17 protein-coding genes are annotated in these 21,518 nt (G+C 59.4%); 7 read left to right on the top strand and 10 right to left on the bottom strand.

Annotation, left to right across the window (positions count from 1 at the left end; all coding sequences use genetic code 11):
- A complete protein-coding gene (locus Q0859_RS12905; protein ID WP_299151800.1) occupies positions 1–1,440 on the top strand; it encodes a capsule biosynthesis protein in 1,440 nt (479 codons plus the stop codon).
- Between the two features lie 11 nt (positions 1,441–1,451).
- On the top strand, positions 1,452–2,105 hold the full coding sequence (locus Q0859_RS12910) for an ABC transporter ATP-binding protein (RefSeq protein ID WP_299151801.1): 654 nt from the start codon (positions 1,452–1,454) through the stop codon (positions 2,103–2,105).
- Between the two features lie 3 nt (positions 2,106–2,108).
- On the opposite strand, the gene Q0859_RS12915 is transcribed toward Q0859_RS12910, so the two are convergent.
- The 6 genes from Q0859_RS12915 to rfbC all read right to left on the bottom strand — a co-directional run bounded on the left by Q0859_RS12915 (position 2,109) and on the right by rfbC (position 10,411).
- Positions 2,109–3,113, bottom strand: a complete 1,005-nt coding sequence (locus Q0859_RS12915; RefSeq protein WP_299151802.1) for a hypothetical protein — start codon at positions 3,111–3,113, stop codon at positions 2,109–2,111.
- A 65-nt stretch (positions 3,114–3,178) separates the two neighbouring features.
- The gene (locus Q0859_RS12920) at positions 3,179–6,715 is read right to left on the bottom strand and encodes a calcium-binding protein (protein ID WP_299151804.1); all 3,537 of its coding nucleotides are present in this window, start codon (positions 6,713–6,715) and stop codon (positions 3,179–3,181) included.
- A gap of 319 nt (positions 6,716–7,034) precedes the next feature.
- Positions 7,035–7,928 (bottom strand): glucose-1-phosphate thymidylyltransferase RfbA, encoded by an 894-nt coding sequence (rfbA, locus tag Q0859_RS12925; protein WP_299151805.1) that lies wholly within the window; start codon positions 7,926–7,928, stop codon positions 7,035–7,037.
- Positions 7,925–8,782 carry a dTDP-4-dehydrorhamnose reductase gene (rfbD, locus tag Q0859_RS12930; protein WP_299151806.1) on the bottom strand — a complete coding sequence of 286 codons (858 nt, stop codon included), beginning with the start codon at positions 8,780–8,782 and terminating at the stop codon, positions 7,925–7,927. Before rfbD ends, rfbA begins: the two co-directional genes overlap by 4 nt.
- A 7-nt stretch (positions 8,783–8,789) precedes the next feature.
- The gene (gene rfbB / locus Q0859_RS12935) at positions 8,790–9,830 is read right to left on the bottom strand and encodes a dTDP-glucose 4,6-dehydratase (protein ID WP_299151807.1); all 1,041 of its coding nucleotides are present in this window, start codon (positions 9,828–9,830) and stop codon (positions 8,790–8,792) included.
- Positions 9,827–10,411: a dTDP-4-dehydrorhamnose 3,5-epimerase gene (rfbC, locus tag Q0859_RS12940; protein ID WP_299151808.1), complete on the bottom strand. Its 585-nt coding sequence runs from the start codon at positions 10,409–10,411 to the stop codon at positions 9,827–9,829. The genes rfbB and rfbC overlap by 4 nt, the downstream gene beginning before the upstream one ends.
- A gap of 289 nt (positions 10,412–10,700) precedes the next feature.
- Between rfbC and Q0859_RS12945 the strand changes: the two genes are divergently transcribed.
- Entirely contained in the window at positions 10,701–11,594 is an 894-nt protein-coding gene (locus Q0859_RS12945; protein ID WP_299151809.1) for a glycosyltransferase, read from the top strand.
- A 37-nt stretch (positions 11,595–11,631) separates the two neighbouring features.
- Here Q0859_RS12945 and Q0859_RS12950 read toward each other — a convergent pair whose 3' ends face one another.
- Complete coding sequence (locus Q0859_RS12950; RefSeq protein ID WP_299151810.1) at positions 11,632–13,026, bottom strand: aminotransferase class III-fold pyridoxal phosphate-dependent enzyme; 1,395 nt, start codon at positions 13,024–13,026, stop codon at positions 11,632–11,634.
- A gap of 393 nt (positions 13,027–13,419) precedes the next feature.
- Here Q0859_RS12950 and Q0859_RS12955 point away from each other — a divergent pair, with 393 nt between their 5' ends.
- The 4 genes from Q0859_RS12955 (at position 13,420) to Q0859_RS12970 (ending at position 18,001) form a co-directional block, all read left to right on the top strand.
- Positions 13,420–14,430 carry an ABC transporter substrate-binding protein gene (locus tag Q0859_RS12955; protein ID WP_299151811.1) on the top strand — a complete coding sequence of 337 codons (1,011 nt, stop codon included), beginning with the start codon at positions 13,420–13,422 and terminating at the stop codon, positions 14,428–14,430.
- A gap of 147 nt (positions 14,431–14,577) precedes the next feature.
- Positions 14,578–15,384: an ABC transporter ATP-binding protein gene (locus Q0859_RS12960; RefSeq protein ID WP_299151812.1), complete on the top strand. Its 807-nt coding sequence runs from the start codon at positions 14,578–14,580 to the stop codon at positions 15,382–15,384.
- Complete coding sequence (locus Q0859_RS12965; protein WP_299151813.1) at positions 15,381–16,646, top strand: ABC transporter permease subunit; 1,266 nt, start codon at positions 15,381–15,383, stop codon at positions 16,644–16,646. The genes Q0859_RS12960 and Q0859_RS12965 overlap by 4 nt, the downstream gene beginning before the upstream one ends.
- A 179-nt stretch (positions 16,647–16,825) precedes the next feature.
- Positions 16,826–18,001 (top strand): nucleotide sugar dehydrogenase, encoded by a 1,176-nt coding sequence (locus Q0859_RS12970; protein ID WP_299151814.1) that lies wholly within the window; start codon positions 16,826–16,828, stop codon positions 17,999–18,001.
- A gap of 12 nt (positions 18,002–18,013) precedes the next feature.
- Here Q0859_RS12970 and Q0859_RS12975 read toward each other — a convergent pair whose 3' ends face one another.
- The 3 genes from Q0859_RS12975 to Q0859_RS12985 form a co-directional block, all read right to left on the bottom strand.
- A complete protein-coding gene (locus tag Q0859_RS12975) occupies positions 18,014–19,504 on the bottom strand; it encodes an AMP-binding protein (RefSeq protein WP_299151815.1) in 1,491 nt (496 codons plus the stop codon).
- 110 nt (positions 19,505–19,614) lie between these two features.
- Positions 19,615–20,898 carry a TRAP transporter large permease gene (locus Q0859_RS12980; protein ID WP_299151816.1) on the bottom strand — a complete coding sequence of 428 codons (1,284 nt, stop codon included), beginning with the start codon at positions 20,896–20,898 and terminating at the stop codon, positions 19,615–19,617.
- A gap of 15 nt (positions 20,899–20,913) precedes the next feature.
- Entirely contained in the window at positions 20,914–21,441 is a 528-nt protein-coding gene (locus Q0859_RS12985) for a TRAP transporter small permease (RefSeq protein WP_299151818.1), read from the bottom strand.
- Positions 21,442–21,518: the final 77 nt, after the last annotated feature.

Consider the following 21,518-nt stretch of genomic DNA (forward strand, 5'->3'; position numbering starts at 1 on the left):
ATGATCAAAAATTCGCCGACGAACACAGCGATAAAGCGGGACTCGGAGGCTGGCCGTCCGCCAGCGTTACAGTCAAAGACCCACGATCAAGCGGCGGTTGAAAAGCAAATTGCCCCAACGCAGGTCAAGGATCCCGAGGCGAACGCCATCCCGATTGCCGCACGACCGGTGAAAACGGTGCCGGCGCAAAACCTCGGGACGTCAGGTGCGGATGCGCCTGCTGTGGCCTCGCCAAAACCGACCGGTGCCAAATCACCACCTCAGCCCACGCGCCCCGCCAGGCCCGTAGTTGTCCCGGCAGCAGGTGCCCGCGTTGCCCCCCCGGCCAAACGCGCGAAACGTCGCAAACGGCACTGGGCTGTTATCTTCAGCTTTTTCTTCTGTGTTGTCGGGCCATCAGCGGCCGTTGGTTGGTATCTTTGGGAACGTGCGGCGGACCAATATGCGTCGACCGTTGGATTTTCGGTGCGCACAGAGGAGGTCAGTTCAGCGATCGAGCTTCTGGGCGGCATTACGGAGTTGTCTGGATCGTCGTCCTCAGACACCGATATTTTGTATGAGTTCATACAATCGCAACGCCTGGTCGCAGATATTGACGCCGAAATTGATTTGCGCGGCATGTGGTCTAAACCCACGCAAGACCCGGTTTTCAGCTACAAGGCCCCCGGTACGATTGAGGATCTGCAATCGCATTGGCAACGGATGGTGCGGGTTTCGTATGACAGCGGTACCGGCTTGATCAACGTGCGAGCTCTGGCCTTTGACCCCGAGGATGCGCAAGCAATTTCCAATGCAATTTACCAGAAGAGCCAGCAGATGATCAACGCGCTCTCCGATATTGCGCGCAGCGATTCCATCGAATTTGCGCGGGTGGAGCTTGATCGCTCCGTTGAGCAGCTGAAAATCGCACGGGCCGCAGTGACGGCCTATCGGAACCGTACGCAGATTGTGGATCCGAGCCAGGCGGTTGGCACTCAGACGGCGCTGATCGGGAATCTGGAACAACAACTTGCGACAGCCCTGATCGACCTGGATCTGTTGTTGCAAACCACGCGCGAACAAGACCCAAGAACGGTTCAGGCGCGTCTTCGTGTGCAGGTGATCGAAGAACGAATTGCCGAAGAGCGCCGAAAACTGGGTATTGGAGATGGTGCCGACAATCAGGCCGCCTTTGCCGATCTGGTTGGGGAGTTTGAGAGCCTGCATGTGGATCGTGAGTTTGCGGAAAATTCCTATACCGGCGCGTTGGCCGCTTTTGAGGCGGCACAGGCAGAGGCGCGCCGTCAGAGCCGATACCTTGCGGCACATGTGTTGCCAACCCGCGCTGAGCAGGCAAAATTTCCACAGCGGGACGTCCTGTTGGCCATCTTTACCCTGTTCGCATTTCTGATCTGGGGCATCGCGGTGCTGGTGATCTATGCCCTGCGCGATCGGCGCTGAACGGTGCAGATATGATCCAGCTGGAAAACCTGACCAAAACCTTTGTCCTGGAGGGGCAGCGTAAAACGGTGGCTGACAACTTGAGCGTGGTCTTTCCCACAGGGCGGTCGGTCGCGCTTTTGGGGCGCAATGGTGCGGGTAAATCCACCCTGCTGAAGATTATCTCGGGCAATATGGATGCGACGTCGGGGCGGGTGTTGTCGACGGGCACGATTTCGTGGCCGGTTGGCTTTGCCGGGGCGTTTCATGGTGATCTGAGTGGGGCGCAAAATGCCCGTTTCATTGCGCGGATATACGGTGTCGATACGAATGATATGGTGGATTTTGTCGCTGATTTTGCCAAGCTGGGCACTCAATTTCATCTGCCGGTGCGCAGCTATTCGTCAGGGATGCGGGCGCGTTTGGCGTTCGGCATTTCCATGGCCGTCGCGTTTGATACCTATCTGGTGGACGAAGTCACGGCCGTGGGTGATGCTGATTTTCGCCGCCGATCAAGCGAGGTTTTTCAGGCCCGCATGGACAAGGCCAGCGCGATTGTCGTGACCCATTCCATGCCACTGGTGCGTCAACTGTGTGATGCGGGGGCGGTGTTGGAAAACGGGCAACTCACCTATTACGACGATCTTGATCAGGCCATTGAACACCACGAGCAAAACCTTGCCTGATCCCTAGGCCGTTTGCTGATCCAGCAGCGTGCCCAGCATCAGCATCAGGTCGCGAAAAGCGATGTTTTGCCGCTCACTATCCTCCGGCAAATCGGCGATGCGACTGTCTATCGTGTATGGGTTTTTCATCCCGAACGCGGCGAAAAGCGCGTGATTTTCCGCCTCGACCGAGCGCAGGATTTTACGCCGGTTTTCTGCGCTGAGAAAGTAGGACGGTCGGTCGGCCAATACTTGATTTGCCAGCCAAAACACCTGCTTTTGTGCGTGCGGCGATAGCCCCGTGGCTTTGCTCAGCCGCATCACTTCAATCACGGCACCCGGCAGGCTTTTGTTGATGGCTGTGCTTTGGGGCAGGGCATCGGGTTCAAGTCCCAAGACCCCCAGCATCTGATCGACGGCGGGCCCGGTTTCATATTGCAGCAACGTCATATCGCACGAAAACGTGTCGCGCCAATTGCGAATGCAGGACCAGAACGACAGATCGCTATCCAATGTCTCTGGCTTGTCCACGAATGACGTGATCAACCGATTGAATCCATTGTTGGGCTGCTTGGCCTTTTGATTGTACATCGACACGAACATCGTGTCGGGGCGGCGCACGGTGGCGATGATGTGGGTGCTGTCCACATCCAGCCGATCCTTCAACCGCATCACCGCATCCGCGCTGCATGAAAAGAATTCTTCGGAGGAAATGAACACATTTGACGTCTTGGCAGAGGCGACCGCCGTATTCAGCGCGCCCACTTCGCGGTCAAAATCCGGGATGTCTTTTTGCAAGGGATCGCGCATACCTTTCAGGGCAAAGGCCAGCCGATGCTGTGAGTGATGGAACCAGTTGCTGCGCGGATATGTGACCCCCAAGGCCGCGAGGGCCGCGCTATTTTCATCGAAACACCGCTGCAACGTCGTTGTCCCTGTCTTGTGTGCGCCGATGTGAATAAACAGTTTGGTCATAATGGCTTGGGCCGCTTCCTGAAGAGTGCGCACAGTCTCGGGTCGGTGTGACATCTCGCCCGAAAGCGCGTGTAAACCGGCCCGATGCTGCAACAAAAGATTGCTCTGACACTCGCCTATCAGAAAAAATCAAAGCCAATGTTAATGCCGTCCAAACTTGTGAGCCCTTCGAGGGTCAACCCGTTGAACCCCCCAAAATTGATGAACAGATCGCCGTTGCTGGTGCTGCTCATCCCTTCGAGTTCGGCATTTGAAGGGGCAGTGCCGCCAAACAGATCAAGGTCCAGCATCAGCTGATCGTTTTGCGCGTCAAAGTCGAGGATGACATCCCGCCCTTCGGCGAAGATGAACGTGTCTGCACCACCACCGCCCAGCAACCGATCACCGCCCCCGCCACCGTTGAGGGTGTCGTTGCCAAAACCGCCAAACAACTCGTCTGCCCAAGTCCCCCCATCAAGGCTGTCATTGCCGCCACCACCATAAAGCTGGTCCTGCCCCTCGCCGCCAAACAGAACGTCGTGGTCGTCGCCGCCGTTCAAGCCATCATTGCCCTGTCCGCCATAGATCGTGTCATTGCCACCGTCGCCAAAAAGCAGATCAGACCAGCCGTCGCCCATCAACACGTCATGGCCCGTGCCGCCTTCGAGACGGTCGCGTTCTTCGCCGCCTTGCAACAGGTCTGCCCCGGCACCGCCAAAGAGGCGGTCTGCCCCGTCTTCTCCGATCAGGGTGTCGTTGCCATTACCGCCCTCCAGCACGTCATTGCTTTGGCCGCCGTTCAGCACGTCGTTCCCGTCGTCGCCCCACAACTGATCCGCCCATGTGCCGCCGTGCAGCTCGTCATCGCCCGCGCCGCCGTACATCCGGTCGCGACCATCATCGCCATACATCGTGTCGTTGCCCAGCCCACCCCAAAGTTGATCGTCGCCTGTGCCCGCATCCATCAGGTCGTCGCCGTCATTGCCATAAAGAAAATCAGACCACGACCCCGACAGCAGCGTGTCCTGCCCTGCGCCCCCATACAAAAAGTCCTGCCCGACATCGCCCACCAGCAGGTCGTTGCCTGCGTCTCCATGCAGCCGGTCATTGCCGTGTTCACCGTTGAGGGTGTCATTGTCATTGCCGCCATGGATCTCGTCATCGCCCTGACCACCGTTCAACAGGTCGGTACCTTCACCGCCCGACAAGGTGTCAGCCCAGAAATCACCGTTGATGGTATCATTGCCGCTTTCGCCTGAAATGGCGTCGCGCCCTTCGCCGCCATGCAGCAGGTCATTGCCTGCGCCGCCAAAGATGATGTCGTCCCCTTCGCCGCCATAGACCGTGTCGGTGCCTTCGCCCGCTTCGACCGTATCGGCCCAAGTCCCGGCCCAGATTTCGTCGTTCCCCAAGCCGCCGATCAGGCTGTCGCGCCCTTCACCGCCATAGATCAGGTCGTCCCCCACGCCACCGTCAACGGTGTCAAAACCGCCGAGTGCGTCGATGGTGTCATTGCCCGCGTCGCCGATCAGGCTGTCTGTGCCAGGCGTGCCCAAAAGGTTCAGCGGCTCTGGTCCGTTTCCGAATTGCAGCAGGCCGTCGGTGCGCAGGGACTGGTTCGTAAAGGTCGCACCATCTGCGGTGAACAGCTCCAGAATATCGCCACCGATGTTCAACCGCGCACCGCCCGTGATCGAGGTCACGATGATATCGTCAGCGCTGATGACGTTGTAGTTGCGCAAGTCCAGCACATCGCTCGCCACGGTGAAATCGGTGATGATGTCCCACGCGCCATCATTGGCGAGGACATAGGTGTTGGTATTTACGCCGCCGCTGAGGGTGTCACTGCCTGCGCCGTCGATGAGAGTGTCATCGCCGCTGCCACCTTCGATGCTGTCGTCGCCCGCGCCGCCGTCAATCAGATCGCTTCCGCCAAGGCCGTACAAAATGTCGTCGCCCAGATTGCCGCTGATCACGTCATCGCTGCCGCCGCCATCGACGGTGTCGTTGCCCGCACCCGCGTCAATCGTGTCGCTGCCATTGCCGCCTTCGATGATGTCGTCGCCATCGTTGCCCATCAAGGTGTCATTGCCGCCCGCACCGCGGATGAAGTCTGCATCATCGCTGCCGGTCAATGCGTCGCCGCTGCTGGTGCCAAGTATTTCGGGCGGGCGGGTCTGAATCCAGAACCGGCTGAGTTCCAGCGCGGACAGATCGCGAAAGGCGGTTTCTGAAATCGACTGCCCATTGTGGCTTTGGATCACGATATCTTCGGCGCGATAGCTGACGTTGATGCCGTTGCCGGTGGAGGTGAGCGTCAGCTGGTCCATCGACCGCAAGAAGCCGAAGGCCGAAAGATCAATCTCGTCCTCATTGATATTGAAGTCGTCGATATAGTCGGTCTCGCCATCCGCGCTGAGCACAAAGGTGTCCCGGCCTGCGCCACCGGTCATGCGATCAACGCCTGTACCATCCATTACGATGTCATCGCCGCCCGCCCCGCTGAGGGTGTCATCGCCTTCCCCGCTGTTCAGAATGTCGGCACTGGCGGTGCCTGTCAGGGATTGATTGCCTGCGCCCGTGCTTTGGGTTGTGCCAACCGTGCCGGGATCGACCGCAAAGCGCGTGACGCCGGACTCTGTCGCGCTGGCGACCAGCACTTCGATCTGACCACCGGTGTAAGCCGCTGTAACCGCGCTGACATTCTCAAGCGTGGTGGTCAAGCTGTCTGCCAGCGTGTGTTCGTGCAACAAACGCCCGTCGGGCAACAGACGCAGCAGGCTGATCCCGTCATCCGCGCCGCCAACGATGACAAAGACCTGATCGCCCACCGTCACCGTATCCATTGCGGTGATGCCTTCAAACCGGGTGTTCCGGTCGTCGATGACATGGTCGGTCACGCTCAGAAAGCCGCTTGCTGAGACGTGGATTACCGTCAGTGAATTGCTGCCCGCCGAGCCGAGGATGGCAAAACTGTCGCCCGCCACGTTGACCGTTTCCATGGTGGTTGGGTCGGAAATCGGAAGATAGCCGCTGGCGGCGTCGATCTGATCCGCATCGCCCAGATTGCCGCTGCTGCGCACCTCGAATGATGCAAGGCTGTTGCTGCCCCGCTCAACAGCCAGCAAATAGGTATTGCCGCTGACGGTGACCTGCCCGAATGCTGTGGTGTCGGTGCCGATCACGTCCTCGCCAAACGGGCGGGTGGTGCGCGCGCTGAAATCGCCCGAGGCCGTCACATCCCATATGGTCAGTCCGGGCGCGTCGGGGTTGGCCGCATAATAGATCGGGGTGCCGTCAACATCGATCACCTCAAGGCTGGACAAGGTGACCGGGGCAGGCGCGGCGGCCGTGGTTTGAGCACCCAACCGTCCCGCCGCATCAAGGGCAAAACCGGACAGTCCGCTGTCGAGCTGACCAAAATAGCCCATCACCGACGCACCATCGAGCTCCATGGCCATCAACCGGGGGCTTTCACCCGCCGTGCTGGCACCGATCCACGCCTGATCAACACTTGCCAGCGACGTTCCAAACTCAAGCACGCTGACCCCGCCAGCCTGTGTTGTAACATACACACGCGGCACGCCGCCCACCCAGTGCACCAACATATCTGTAATGTTGGACACATACTCACTCGGTCCAAAAGTACTGGTTTCGATATATTGCAGATACGCCACGTGAATTGCCCTTTTTCCAAATCTTGGTTCACTGACCGATATGGAAGGGCCGATGGGTCGGGGCGGGGAAGACTGGTGACGAGAATGGGGCGCTTGGCCTGACTTCGTTTAAAATTCCTTTCGTGATGAAAAGGGGGCGTTAACCAGAGTGGATATCGATTTGACATGACATAGGAAATTCACCGCTTATATCATTGATATATATAGATAATATAAGTCTTAATAAATTCCCAAGACCTTAACGCAATATGAACGCCAAAGGTGCGTGTTTATGGTCTGCCGATCTTGGCCACGCAGCCAACAGACACCCTTGCCTTAATCATACGGTTCCGGCTGCGCGTTCTTTCAGCAAACCCTCAAGGTACGCGCCGTAGTCGTTCTTGGCGAACATGCGGGCGCGTTCCTGAAGGCTGTCGGCGCTGATCCAGTCCCGCCCAAAGGCGATTTCATCAGGGCTGCCGGTTTGCATCCCCTGCCGCATCTGCAAGGTGCGCACGAAATTACCGGCATCGAGCAGACTGGCATGCGTGCCCGTGTCTAGCCATGCATAACCGCGGCCCATCCGCTTTACGCTGAGGCTGCCATCATGCAGATAGCTTTCGAGCAGAGTGGTGATCTCCAACTCCCCCCGCGCCGATGGGGTCACATCCCGTGCCCGTCTTGGGGCATCCGCATCCAGAAAATACAGACCCGTCACCGCATAGTTCGACGGCGGCACGCTTGGCTTTTCGATGATTTGACGGGCCATCCCCTGATCATCAAAGGCGACCACACCATACCGCTCAGGGTCCGCCACCCGATAGCCGAACACGGTGCCTCCATCGGTTTGGGCATCCGCATCTGCCAGCAGTTCCGGCAGACCATGCCCAAAGAAGATGTTGTCGCCCAGCACCATCGCCGATGGTGCGCCATCCAGAAAGTCCTCGGCCAGAATATAGGCCTGTGCGAGGCCCTCGGGTTCCGGCTGCACAATATAGCTGAGGGTGATGCCCCATTGGCTGCCATCCCCAAGGCCGCGTTTGAACTGGTCCTGATCCTGCGGTGTGGTGATGACCACGATCTCGCGGATGCCTGCCAACATCAGGACGGACAGCGGGTAGTAGATCATTGGTTTGTCATAGACCGGCAAAAGCTGTTTCGAGATGGACACCGTCACGGGATAAAGCCGCGTGCCTGATCCGCCTGCCAGAACGATCCCTTTGCGCTGTGTCATGTCCCGAGGTCCTTTAAAATATGTGCAAGGCTTTGACGCCAGTCTGGTCGCGTGATCCCGAATGTCTGTTCCAGCGTGGTGCAGTCCATCCGTGAATTGAGCGGACGGGTGGCCGGTGTCGGATAGGCGGAGGAGGGGATATCGCTGACCGTGCAGGACAGGCCCGCCGCATCAAAGATCGCGCGCGCAAAGTCGGCCCAACTGGTGTCGGGGTACCCTGCAAAGTGATAGATGCCCGTGGTGCCTGCGTCCATTTTCAGTGCCTGGGCAACCTCTATGCAGGCGGCTGCAATATCGCGCGCAGGTGTTGGCCCCCCAACCTGATCAGACACGATTGACAGCGCATCACGCCCGGCCCCAAGCCGCAGCATTGTTTTGACAAAGTTCGTCCCATGTGCGGACACGACCCAAGAGGTGCGCAAGATCGCGTGTCGCCCACCGGCCTTGATCACACCCTCTTCGCCGTCCCGCTTGGTGCGCCCATAGGCCCCCTGCGGCTCTGTCGGGTCGTCTGGTTGCCAAGGGCGCGATCCAGCGCCGGAAAAGACATAGTCGGTGGACAGGGTCACGAAAGGGATATCCAGCGCAGCGCAGGCTTGTGCCATGGTAGCCGGAGCTTTGGCGTTGACCAGATGTGCAGTGGCCTCGTCGGTTTCGGCCTGATCGACGGCTGTATAGGCGGCCGCGTTGATAACGGCATCGGGCGCATGATCGGCAATGGCGCGCGTGCAGGCTGCCGGGTCACACAGATCCGCACGGCTCCGATCCAGCGCGGTGATCTGCACCCCATCTCTGGCGAGGCTGCGCAATTCGGTGGCCACCTGACCGCTATGTCCGAAAACGAGGATGTGCATGTCCATCCTACCCTGTGCCCAACCGCTGCCCGACCCCGTCGCGCAATTGCAGGGCGCGCCACCAATCCTCATTGGCAAGGTACCACTCAACCGTCAACGCAAGCCCCTCTTCGACGGTGACCGACGGGTGCCATCCCAGTTCATCCCGAATGCGGGTTGCATCAATCGCATAGCGCGCGTCATGGCCCGGACGATCCGCAACAAAGGTGATCTGATCCGCATAAGACCCGCGCGCCTTGGGGCGTTTGTCATCCAGAATGGCACAAAGCGCCTGAACCAGCTCCAGATTGGTCCGCTCGTTGTCGCCTCCGATATTGTAGGATCTCCCGATCGCCCCTTTGGATAGGACAGTGAGCAGCGCGTCGGCATGATCCTCGACATACAGCCAGTCGCGCACGTTTGATCCATCCCCATAAATCGGCAGGGGCTTGCCCGCCAATGCGTTCAGGATGATCACCGGCACCAGTTTTTCGGGGAAATGAAAGGGGCCGTAATTGTTCGAACAATTGGTCAAGACGATGGGCAGGCCATAGGTTTCGCCCCACGCGCGCACCAGATGATCAGAGGCGGCTTTGGAGGCGGAATAAGGGCTGCGTGGGTCGTAGGCCGTCGTTTCTGTGAACTGGCCGGTGGGCCCGAGGCTGCCATAGACCTCATCGGTCGAGATATGGTGAAACCTGAACGCATCGAACCGGTCGCGGGCCTGCCAATATCGCCGTGCCGCTTCGAGCAGGGTGTAGGTGCCGGTGACATTGGTCTGCACAAAGGCACCGGGTCCATCGATAGATCGGTCCACATGGCTTTCGGCGGCGAGATGCATGACTGCATCGGGGCGATGCGTGTCAAACACCCGCACCATCGCGTCCCAATCGCAGATATCAGCATGTTCGAACGCATAGGCAGGGCTGTCGGCGACGCTGGCCACATTGTCCAGACACGCTGCATAGGTCAGCGCATCGACGTTCACGACGTTATGGCCGCGGGCCACTGCCAGCCGCACCACGGCTGATCCGATGAAGCCGGCCCCTCCCGTCACCATCAATTTCATGTCCGGGCACCTGTATGTGGAGTAACATAATAGGCAAATGGGGTGTCCAGGGCGTCTAACAGGGGGGCCGCCGCATCCTTGTCTGACAGAATGGGGTCACCTTCCAATGCCCAGTCGATTGCAAGATGGGGGTCATCCCACCGGATCGCCCCTTCGGTCTGAGGGGCATAGACGTCGGAACACTTATAGATGACTTCGGTATCCGGGCTGCGCGTCACAAACCCATGCGCAAATCCGGCGGGCACCAGCAATTGTCGCCCATTCTCAAAACTCAACTCGATGCCAAACCACTGACCAAAGGTCGGGGAGCCGGCGCGGATATCGACGGCTACATCGAACAACACGCCCTTTCCACAGCGCACCAGCTTGTCCTGCGCATGTGGCGGGGCCTGAAAATGCAATCCACGCAGGGTGCCGGTGGCCGCCGAGAGCGAATGATTGTCCTGCACAAAAACCGTATCGATCCCGTGCTTGGCCAGGTTTTGGGCGCTGTAGCTTTCGGAAAAGAAGCCGCGTGCGTCGCCAAATCGGGCTGGCGTGATCACCACAAGGTCGGGCAGAGGTGTCGTTTCGATCTGCATCACTCTGTCCTTTATCAAAGTCTTCGCCATTGCTTAGCAATTGCGCCAATCCCTGTCCATTCAGCGCATCATATCCTCGGTGCGTCGGTGTTTACCGGGTTGGGATATCAGGCGAATTTTCGCTTGATCCGCCTGCGTGACGAAAAGACGCTCATATTAAGTGCACCTTAAGGGAGGGCGGATATGCAGGGCCGATGTCGGGTGTTTGTCCTCCTGGAAATTGGGCCGGTCGGTATGGCGTGTCATTGTCTTTGCGAGGTTTAGTGCTGTGCCAGCCCTCAACATCCTGATGGCAACGTGTAATGGGTCGCGTTTTATCGGTGCTCAACTCGATTCACTGCTGGATCAGACCCATGCCGACTGGCGGCTCTGGGTCAGTGATGATGGATCGCAGGATGACACCTGTACGCAGGTGCGCGCCTTTGGGGTGGCGCATCAGGACCGTTTGCGCGCCTTGCGGCAGGGGCCACAGCAAGGCAGTGCGGCCAATTTCCTGTCCCTGTTGGCTGATCCCGCCCTGGCCGGAACATGGGTGGCGTTTTGCGATCAGGATGACATCTGGATGGCGCACAAACTCGCCCGTGCGGTGGCGCAGATTACGGCTGCGGGCCAGCCCAGCATCTATGCCAGCCGCACCGTTCTGACAGATGAAGGTTTAGGCACGCGGCGTCTGTCGCCGCGGCACGCAAAGCCATTTGAGTTCGGCAATGCCCTCGTGCAGAACGTATTGGCTGGCAACACCATCGTCATGCCGCCTGCGGTGACGGATGTGATGCGCGGGTCGCTGGATGCCGCCTGCCGCGCACGGGTGCCGTTTCACGATTGGTGGATGTATTTGATGGCAACCGGGGCCGGGATGGGCGTGATATATGATGATACCCCCGGCGCGTTTTATCGCCAGCACGCAGGGAACCTGATGGGCGATGCCGCTTGGCGACGGCTGGATCGCCTGCGCGCGGTTGCAGATGGGCGGTATGCGCAGTGGATGGCACGTAACATGGCCGCGCTTTGCGAGGTGCAAGGACTGCTGACGCCGGCATCGGTGGCCCAGCTTTCGCAGGTCACGTCTTGGCGACATGCCTCCCGATGGGCACGGGATAGGCCGCAGACCCTCGGGCTTTATCGTCAGACACGGGCCGGGAACGCGGCGCTGGCTCTTTTGGCGCGATCCCAATTGATCTAGGCGCGTAAGGCGGGCGTGTCGCCCGCCAAACTGCGGCTCAGCCAAACACGTCTGTCAGGGCCGCATCCACCGCACTGACGATGTGATTGATGTCGTCCTTGGTGGCGATCAGCGCGGGCGAGAAACACAGCGTGTTGTTCTTGCCCGGCAGTGATCGGTTGGTGGCCCCGATAATGACCGCCTGCTTCATGCAGTGCCCCACGACCGCCTGTACCTTTTTCTCGTCCGCCGGGTCGCGGCTGTCGCGGTCGGCAACCAGCTCGGCCCCGAGGAACAGACCCTTGCCGCGCACATCACCGATCACCGCGTGCTTTTCCTGCAAGGCGCGCAACTGGTCGAGCATATAGTCCCCCATCGCCGTGGTATTGGCGAGCAGGTCTTCATCCTCGATGATCCGCATGTTTTCAAGCGCCGCCGCCGGGCCCGCCGTGCAACCCCCGAAGGTCGAGATATCGCGGAAATAGTTCAGATGGTCGCTGGTGTCGTCCTTGAACATGTCAAAGACCTCGTTCGTGGTCGCAAGACACGAAATCGCGGCATAGCCCGAGGCAACACCCTTGGCCATCGTGACCATGTCGGGCTGGATGCCGTAATGCTGATAGCCAAACCACGTGCCCGTCCGCCCGACACCACACACAACCTCGTCGATGTGCAGCAGGATGTCGTATTTCTTGCAAATCTCTGCAACGCGCGGCCAATACCCTTCGGGTGCCTCGATCACACCACCACCCGCCGTGACGGGCTCAAGGCACAGCGCACCGACGGTGTCCGGGCCTTCGCGCAGAATGATATCTTCGATCTGGTTGGCAGCCCATTCGCCGTAGTTCTCGTCAGGTGCGCCGTCCTGTTCGTGCTTGCGATACTCAAGGCAATGCGGGACGCGGACAAAGCCGGGGGTAAAGGGGCCGTATTGCGCGTTCCGCTCGTCCTGGCCACCTGCACTCAGGCACGCGATGGTCGTACCATGATAGTCGCGGTCGCGGTACAGGATCTTGTGCTTTTTGCCGCCATACCGCTTGTGCGCGATCTGGCGGACCATCTTGAACGCCTTCTCGTTCGCTTCCGAGCCGGAGTTGGCATAGTAGATCCGGTCGAGCCCTGGCATCTTGGTCAGCAGCTTTTCGGCAAACAGCGCGCCGGGGATCGAGCCCACGGTGCCGCCAAAAAAGTTCATCTTCACGATGGCATCGCGCACAGCGTCGCCCATGGATTCGCGGCCATAGCCTACGTTGACTGTCCAGACGCCACCGGAAACGGCATCTATATGCTCGATCCCTTTCTGGTCCCACACCTTGAGGCCTTTGCCTTCAACGATGATCTTTGGATCAGCGCCTGTGAAAAACGGCTGGTGCTGGGCCAGATGGTGCCAGACATGGGCGCGGTCGGCTTCGACAACGCGGCTGATATCGTTTTCGGTGAATGTTCCGTCCATGGCGTTCAAACCTTTCGATGATGGGGGGCGGCCAATAAAATAAAGGCGCACCTCGCCCGCTGAGACGCACAATCGCTGAGAATCTGGTCACAACAATAGGGCCAGTTTGAGGCCGTAAGTAAAGCCAGATATGCTGATGATTGACGCCCGAAACCCCGCGCGCATCGCCAAATTGCCTTGTTTTCAGGGTGATGGCGGCAATTCAGGAAACCAACAGGTACACTTCAGCATGGTGGTTTTGTGACCGTACCCCCGATTTATCGTTGATCCTGCGTAAATTATCGGCTCGGATCACGCCAGCGCCGCGACTTATCGCGTGCGACCAGAGGCGGATCACCGCCCAATCTAATCAAAACATGCCGCTCAAGCGGCGATGTGAAACACGGGAGTACTATGATGACTTTTAAAACCAAGCTGATGGGTGCCGTTGCGGCGACCGCAATGCTGGCAGGCGCACAAGGTGCAGTGGCAGATGGCCATGGCGGTGAAATCACCGTTGCCTATTTCCTTGAATGGCCCATGCCATTCCAGTTCGCCAAAGAAACCGGCATGTACGAAGAAGCCATGGGCGGCACCAAGATCAACTGGGTCAGCTTTGACACAGGCACCGCGATGTCGGCCGCCATGGCGTCGGGCGATGTGCAGATTTCCGTCAGCCAGGGTGTTCCGCCTTTCGTTGTCGCCGCCTCTGCCGGTCAGGACATCCAGATCGTTGATGTGGCCGTGTCCTATTCCGAAAACGACAACTGCGTCGTGGCCTCGGGTCTGGAAATCGACAAGGAGTCGGCTGGTGAATTGGCTGGCAAGAAAGTTGCTGTACCACTGGGCACCGCGGCGCATTACGGCTTCCTGAGCCAGATGAACCATTTCGGTGTCGACGTCGCCGGCCTTGATGTTGTGGACATGGCCCCTGCCGAAGGCGCTGCCGCCCTCGCACAGGGTTCGGTGGACATGGCCTGTGGCTGGGGTGGCGCACTGCGCCGCATGAAGGAATCGGGCAACATTCTACTGACCGGCGCGGAAAAAGAAGCGTTGGGCATTCTGGTGTTTGACGCGACAACCGCACCCGCAAACTTCATCGCCGAAGAAGGCGAGCTGCTGAGCCAGTTCCTGGCCGTCACTGCCGAAGCCAACGCAATGTGGGCCGACGAATCCAACCACGCCAAGATGCTGCCAGTGATCGCCAAGGACGCGGGCATGGACGAAGACGCGACAGCCGAAACGCTGGCGGGTTTCGCCTTCCCCACCATTGACGAGCAGCTGAGCGACAAGTGGCTCGGTGGCACAGCCGCATCCTTTATGAAGGGTGTTGCGGACGTCTTTGTGGCCTCCGGCTCCATCGACGGCGCGCTGGACAGCTATGAAGGTGCGATTAACGCCGCACCTCTTGCCGCCGCCAAATAAGTCGCGACTGGCCCGCGCAGCTGGCGTTGCGCGGGCCACTTCAGAGACCTGAGGCGGGCAGCCACCCGCCCCATATCCGGGTCTGGCCCGTAAGGCGGAGGTGTCCTCCGCCCGCCCCAGCCCCGGCCAAGCGACAGGTGGGAACCCATGTCCGGACTTTCGATCCAAAATCTTTCGATGCGCTTTGATCTGCCAGATGGCGGCGCGGTGCAGGCGCTCCAAGACGTCTCGCTCGACCTCAAGGCGGGTGAGTTGCTCAGCGTGCTCGGCCCCTCGGGTTGCGGCAAGACCACATTGCTGAACATCGTTGCGGGCTTTCTTGCGCCCACGGACGGCAAAATGATCCTCAACGGGCACGAGATCAACGGCCCCGACGCCGAACGCGGTATGGTGTTCCAGCAGGGTGCGCTGTTTGAATGGATGAGCGTGCGCGAAAATGTCGGCTTTGGGCCTTCGATGAAGGGGATGCCCAAGCGCGACAAGGCCGAGATTGTGGACCACCTTCTGGATGTCGTCGGCCTTCAGGATTTCAAGGAAAAGGCCGTTTACGAATTGTCCGGCGGGATGCAGCAGCGTGTGGCGCTGGCCCGCTGCCTTGCCAATGACCCGGACGTTATTCTGATGGACGAACCCCTTGGCGCGCTTGACGCGCTGACCCGCGAAAAGATGCAGAGCCTTGTGCTCAAGCTGTGGAAAGAGACGGGCAAGACGATCATCCTCATCACCCACTCGGTGGAGGAAGCATTGCTTCTGGGCGAGCGGCTGCTCGTCATGGCCCCTCGTCCGGGCCGCATCCACAAGGAATACCGTCTGCCCTTTGCCGAGATGGGCGTTGATGCCGATCTGCGTGAGGTCAAAAAGCATCCTGAATTCGCAGAGCGCCGCGAGGAAATCCTCGGCATGATCTGGGATATGGAAGAAGAAATTATGGGCCGCACGGAGGCAGCGACATGATCCCCTTTCTGATTTACGTCGCGATCTTTGTGGTCGCCTTCTTTGCTGTTCGCGCCATCGCCGCCGGGGCGGCGCGCAACGACTATGGATCGCTCAAGACTGTGACCTTCGGAGATGAAAGTGCGGTAACCCCGAGCCGGGCTGCCTCTGTCATCTCGATCCTGACCATTTTCCTGTTGTGGGGTATGTTCACAGGCTCGTCCCTGTTGCCGAGGTTCCTGCACGCACCCGGCCCCTACGAGGGGACAGGCACGTTTGAATACACCGCTCAGGCCGGAAACGAGCGCGACAGCGCCACCGTGACCGTCCTGGTACACCCCATTGATGTGCCAACGGATGCGCCCGACGTCGCTTCGGGTGATGGCTGGGCCAAGGACGATGCGGTGGCCATCGGCATGTGGCGTTCGGGTCTGTTGCGTGTGGATCGCAATGACGAGATCGGGCGCGGCGACGGGGCCGAGATCATCGAGATCAACGGCGAAAAAATCCAACCCGGCGGATCCGTCGATGTGGGTTGGGCCACCGTCACCCTGACCGACAAGGGCACCCCCAACATCCAGCCCGACAAGGGCTGGCAAATGGAGCCGATCTGGTTGCCTTCACCCGAAGCGGTTGTCAAACGTGTGGGCGAGATTGCGAGCGCGGGTTTTCGTGGCTCGACCCTGTGGGAGCATTTGGGCTATTCCCTGTTCCGCGTTGTTGTCGGCTTCTTCTTCGGCGCGCTCGTCGGTATTCCGCTTGGCTATGCCATGGGCCTCAGCAACTGGTTCCGGGGCTGGTTTGATCCCATCGTGGAATTCATGCGCCCGGTGCCACCGCTTGCCCTGATCCCGCTGGTCATTATCTGGGCAGGCATTGGTGAAACGGGAAAGATCATCCTGCTGTTCCTTGCCGCCTTGTGGATCATGGCCATTGCGGCCCGATCGGGTGTGAGCGGGGTCAAGATTTCCAAGGTCCACGCGGCCTATTCGCTTGGGGCGTCAAAGTCACAGATCATGCGTCATGTGATCGTGCCCAACTCTTTGCCCGAAATCTTTACCGGTGCCCGCGTTGCGATGGGGGTCTGTTGGGGCACGGTTGTGGCCGCCGAACTGGTCGCCGCCGAACAGGGCGCGGGCATGATGATCATGGTCGCCTCGAAATTCCAGAACACCGATATCGTGATCATGGGGATCATCCTGATCGGCATCATCGGCTTCGGGATCGATATGCTGATGCGTTATGCTGAAAAGCTGCTCGTGCCGTGGAAAGGCAAAGGCTGATCCGACCGGTTCAAAATCTTGAACAAAGTGCTCAAACCCTCCCTACGGAGGGTTTGTTGCGTTTCGGGCCTGGGGCGGGGTTGCGCCATCAATGACCCAAAGTACCGCTTTGTGTTTGTGACGCCTCAATGCAGTCGATATCAGTCCGCTAACCCTGTTGGTCAAAAAGGCGATCTTTTATGTCATCCACGAAAATTGCTGTTGCAGGCATCGGCTATGTTGGCCTCTCGAACGCGGTCCTGCTGGCCCAGCATAACGAGGTCGTGGCAATCGATATTGATGCCAACCGGGTCGAAGACGTCAATCATCGCCGTTGCCCCATTGTGGACAGCGATTTGCAGCACTACCTGCGCGAAAAAGAGCTGAACCTGAGCGCGACCACCGATCCGCAGGTTGCCTACAAGGATGCGGATTTTGTGATCGTGGCGGCCCCCACGAATTACGACCCTGATACGAACTTTTTTGACACCTCGAACGTCGAGGCGGTGGTGCGGTCTGTCATCGCGGTCAATATGTCGGCCACGATTGTGATCAAGTCGACGATCCCTGTCGGCTATACCACCACGCTCAGCGCGGAACTTGGGACCGATCAGCTGATCTTCAGCCCGGAATTCCTGCGCGAGGGGCGGGCATTATTCGACAACCTCCACCCCTCACGGATCGTGATCGGCGAGCAAAGCGCGCGCGCCCGCCGCTTTGCTGATTTGCTTGAGCAGGGGGCGCTCGATTCCGACGTGCCCAAGCTGTTCACAGGGGCCTCCGAGGCCGAAGCGATCAAGCTGTTTGCCAACACTTACCTTGCCATGCGTGTCGCCTATTTCAACGAACTCGACAGCTATGCGCTGGCTTTGGGCATGGACAGCCGGCAGATCATTGACGGCGTTTGCCTCGATCCGCGGATTGGCAACCACTACAACAACCCCTCGTTCGGCTATGGTGGTTATTGCCTGCCCAAAGACAGCAAACAGTTGCTCGCCAATTATTCTGACGTGCCGCAGAACCTGATCAACGCGATTGTGGCCGCCAACCGGACCCGCAAGGATTTTATCGCTGACAGCATTATTGCCAAGGCACCGAAGGTCGTCGGCGTCTACCGTCTGGTGATGAAGGCAGGGTCCGACAACTTCCGCCAAAGCTCGATTCAAGGGATTATGAAGCGGCTCAAGGCCAAGGGCATCGAGGTGATCGTTTATGAACCCGCGCTGGAGGATGCGCAGTTCTTTGGCTCGACCGTGATGCACGATCTAGCGGCCTTCAAGGCGGCCTCGGATCTGGTGCTGACCAATCGGGACAGCGCGGAACTGGCGGATGTCTCGGACAAGGTCTTTACCCGCGATCTTTTTGGCAACGACTAGACGGTCGCACGATCAGTCGGAATAGTTGGCCCGCAATACGTTCTTTTGCACTTTGCCCATCGTGTTGCGCGGCAACGCGTTCAGCAAGATATAGCGGCGCGGATGTTTGAACCGGGCCAGATGCGGTTCGACCAAGGCCGCGATCCCCGCAGCCGTCAGTGCATGATCGTCCAGCACAACCGCCGCCAAAACGCTTTCGCCGAAATCGGAGTGGGGCACGCCGAACACCGCACTTTCCGCCACGCCCGGGACGTTGTTGATCACGTCCTCCACTTCTTTGGGATAGATGTTGTATCCGCCCGAGATGACCAGATCCTTTTGCCGACCTACGATGGTGATCCGACCATCCTCGGTTTTGGTACCCAGGTCGCCTGTGATGAAAAAGCCGGTATCGCGCAGTTCTTCGGCTGTCTTTTCCGGCATGTTCCAGTAGCCCTGAAATACGTTGTCGCCGCGCACTTCGATCATGCCGATCTCACCGGCTGCCACAGGGGTGCCGTTGCCGGTGATCTCGACCTCGGTGCCGGGCAGGGCGTAACCGACGGTGCCTGCCACCCGCGTGCCGTCATAGGGGTTTGAGGTGATCATGTTGGTTTCCGTCATCCCGTAGCGTTCAAGGATGCGGTGGCCTGTGCGCGCCTCGAACGCAGTGTGGGTTTCGGCCAGCAGCGGGGCCGAGCCTGACACGAACAGCCGCATCTTGGCGACCAGTGCAGGGGTCAGTTGGGCCTTGTTCAGCAGGCGGGTGTAGAAGGTGGGCACGCCCATCAGCAGCGTCGATTTGGGCAATTCGTCGATGATGGCGCTCGCGTCAAAGCTGGCCATGAACCGCACCTGCGCCCCGGCCAGTAGCGCGGTGTTCATCGCCACGAACAGCCCGTGCGTGTGAAAGATGGGCAGCGCGTGGATCAACCGATCTGCTTCGGTGATCTGCCACAGCTCGGTCAGGCTTTGTGCGTTCGACAGCAGGTTCTTGTGCGACAGCATCGCCCCTTTGGACCGGCCCGTGGTACCCGATGTATAAAGCAGAGCGGCCAGATCATCTTCGCCCCGTGCAACCGTCTCAAAGTGCCGCGGTTTCTTATCGGCTTTGCGTGACAGTGACCCGCTGCCGTCTCCGGCAAGGGTCAGGATCTGGGCTGCCTGCGCGCACAGGCCCTCAAACGTCGCCTGATTGCCTGCATCGCAGATCACCAGCTTTGGCGTCGCATCCTCGACAAAGTACCGCGCCTCACTTTCGGTATAGGCAGTGTTCAGGGGCAAGTAGACAGCGCCCGCCTGCACCGCCGCCCCATAAAGTGCGATGGTATCGATCAGTTTCGGGGCCTGCACGACCACCCGGTCACCGGGGCTGACCCCAGCCTCTACCAGCGTATGGGCGATCTGGGCGATCCGGCCCACAAACTGCGCATAGCTGAGCGTTTGGCCGTTATCGTCCGTCAGGAAAGGCGCATCGTTTTGGGTGTGCCGCGCAAACAGGGCATCATAAAGCGTATTGGTCACGGAGGGATGTCCTCGTGTCGACGTTCGGTTTGGCCCTGATCATAGAGATAGTTGGTGATGGTGCCACTTGATTGATACCTCCGGATGTGCCGCAGGCACAGGTCAGAACATCAGCCCCCGATGAGACGTGGCAGGGTCAGCGAAATGGCCGGAACGAAGGTGATCAACATCAGCGCAATCAGGATTGCGATGTAGAAGGGCCAGATCGTGCGTACCGCCTTTTCCATCGGCAGCTTGCCCACCGCGCAGCCCACGAACAGGCAGGACCCCACGGGGGGCGTACACAGCCCAAGGCCGAGGTTCACCAGCAGGATCATTCCGAACTGCAGCGGGTCGATCCCAAGGCTGTTGGCGACAGGCAGAAAGATCGGCGTGCAGATCAGGATCAGCGCCGCCATGTCCATGATCATCCCCAGAACAAGCAGCACCAGATTGATCAGCAACAGGATCAGGACCGGATTGTCGGTCAGCCCGGTCAGCAGATCGACGGTTTTGCTGGGGACCCGGTAGAAGGTCAGCATATAGGCAAAGGCCCCCGCACAGGCGATCAGGATCATCACCATTGCGGTGGTCTTGACCGCTTGGGTCACCGCAAGGCGGAACTTCGCGACGGTGATGGAGCGGTAAACCAGCAGCGTCACGACAAAGGCATAGATCGCTCCGAAGGCCCCGGACTCGGTGACCGTGAATACCCCTGACAGCACACCGCCCACGATGATTACCGCCGTCAGCAACCCCGGTATTGCGCCAAAGAACGCAAGCAGCAGTGCGGTCCACCCCGGAAAAGGTTCCGCCTGATAGCCCCGTTTGACAGCGACCAGATAGGCCGCCAGCGCAAGGCACACGCACATCAGGATACCCGGCACGACGCCTGCCAGAAACAGTTTGGAAATCGAAATGCCACCCCCCGCCGCGATGGCAAAGATGATCATGTTGTGGCTGGGCGGGATGATGATCCCCGCGATCGAGGATGTGACGGTGACATTCACCGCATAGTCCGCGTCATACCCTTTTTCCTTCATCACGGGGACAAGGATCGACCCGAGCGCTGAAATGTCGGCAATGGCCGATCCCGATATGCCCCCGAACAGCATGGACGAAAACACGTTCACGATGCCAAGCCCGCCGCGTACAGCGCCAACCGCCGCCGAGGCAAAACGTACCAGCCGCATCGCGATGCCGCCGTGAAACATCAACTCGCCCGCAAAGATAAAGAACGGGATCGCCATGAGCGCAAAGACGTTGATCCCGCTCACGATCCGCTGAAAGCCGATCATCAGGGGCAACCCTTCGTACCAGAACGCGGCAATGGCCGAAATTCCCAGGGCAAAGGCAACGGGCGTGCCGATCACAACGCAAAAGGCAAACGCGCCCAACAGAACCATGATACCCATCTGCCGTGCCTACCCTTATTCGATGCTGTCGGTGCGCTCATCCACGCCCAGATAGAGGCGGATGAGGTGACCGGCGGAAAACAGGAGGATCAATCCACCGCCAATGGTCAAAGGCAGCGAACGCAACCCTTCGGGCCATTGGATCAGCGGGATCAGAGAACCCCATTTGAACAGCGTCAGTTGCGCGCCAAACCACAGCATCAACCCGCCAAACCCTGCCATGAGCAGATCGCTGATCACCAGCAAGACCGTGCGCACCCGTGCAGGCACCGTGGTGCGGAGCACTGAAACAGATAGGTGCGTGTTTTCGTGCACGCCCACCGCTGCCCCCAGAAAGGCGATCAGCATCACCAGCAGCAATGCCACCTGTTCGACCCATGTGGGCGTCGCATTGAGCACGTAGCGTCCAAAGACCAGCCAGCCGAAAATGACCGTCAGCACCACCAGTGCGACGCCCGTCACAACACGGCATAACAGCGCGATCCCATCAAGGGCCGCGTCCATGCGGCGCATTGCGGGGGGAATATCGGGGCTGTGGGTCATAGCTTGCTTTCGGGCACACAAAGCGCCCGGATCCTGATGTGCGGAACCCGGGCACCTTTGGTTTACGACAGATCGCG

Origin of the sequence: uncultured Tateyamaria sp. (assembly GCF_947497045.1) — a bacterium.
Lineage (GTDB): Bacteria > Pseudomonadota > Alphaproteobacteria > Rhodobacterales > Rhodobacteraceae > Tateyamaria.

Bases quoted from the DNA above. Each gene is read 5' to 3' on its own strand.
- rfbA (WP_299151805.1), bottom strand. From the start codon at position 7,928: ATGACACAGCGCAAAGGGATCGTTCTGGCAGGCGGATCAGGCACGCGG.
- Q0859_RS12905 (WP_299151800.1), top strand. From the start codon at position 1: ATGATCAAAAATTCGCCGACGAACACAGCGATAAAGCGGGACTCGGAG.
- Q0859_RS12960 (WP_299151812.1), top strand. From the start codon at position 14,578: ATGTCCGGACTTTCGATCCAAAATCTTTCGATGCGCTTTGATCTGCCA.
- Q0859_RS12955 (WP_299151811.1), top strand. From the start codon at position 13,420: ATGATGACTTTTAAAACCAAGCTGATGGGTGCCGTTGCGGCGACCGCA.
- rfbD (WP_299151806.1), bottom strand. From the start codon at position 8,782: ATGCACATCCTCGTTTTCGGACATAGCGGTCAGGTGGCCACCGAATTG.
- Q0859_RS12910 (WP_299151801.1), top strand. From the start codon at position 1,452: ATGATCCAGCTGGAAAACCTGACCAAAACCTTTGTCCTGGAGGGGCAG.
- Q0859_RS12915 (WP_299151802.1), bottom strand. From the start codon at position 3,113: ATGTCACACCGACCCGAGACTGTGCGCACTCTTCAGGAAGCGGCCCAA.
- Q0859_RS12945 (WP_299151809.1), top strand. From the start codon at position 10,701: ATGGCAACGTGTAATGGGTCGCGTTTTATCGGTGCTCAACTCGATTCA.
- Q0859_RS12965 (WP_299151813.1), top strand. From the start codon at position 15,381: ATGATCCCCTTTCTGATTTACGTCGCGATCTTTGTGGTCGCCTTCTTT.
- Q0859_RS12980 (WP_299151816.1), bottom strand. From the start codon at position 20,898: ATGGGTATCATGGTTCTGTTGGGCGCGTTTGCCTTTTGCGTTGTGATC.
- rfbC (WP_299151808.1), bottom strand. From the start codon at position 10,411: ATGCAGATCGAAACGACACCTCTGCCCGACCTTGTGGTGATCACGCCA.
- Q0859_RS12970 (WP_299151814.1), top strand. From the start codon at position 16,826: ATGTCATCCACGAAAATTGCTGTTGCAGGCATCGGCTATGTTGGCCTC.
- Q0859_RS12950 (WP_299151810.1), bottom strand. From the start codon at position 13,026: ATGGACGGAACATTCACCGAAAACGATATCAGCCGCGTTGTCGAAGCC.
- rfbB (WP_299151807.1), bottom strand. From the start codon at position 9,830: ATGAAATTGATGGTGACGGGAGGGGCCGGCTTCATCGGATCAGCCGTG.
- Q0859_RS12985 (WP_299151818.1), bottom strand. From the start codon at position 21,441: ATGACCCACAGCCCCGATATTCCCCCCGCAATGCGCCGCATGGACGCG.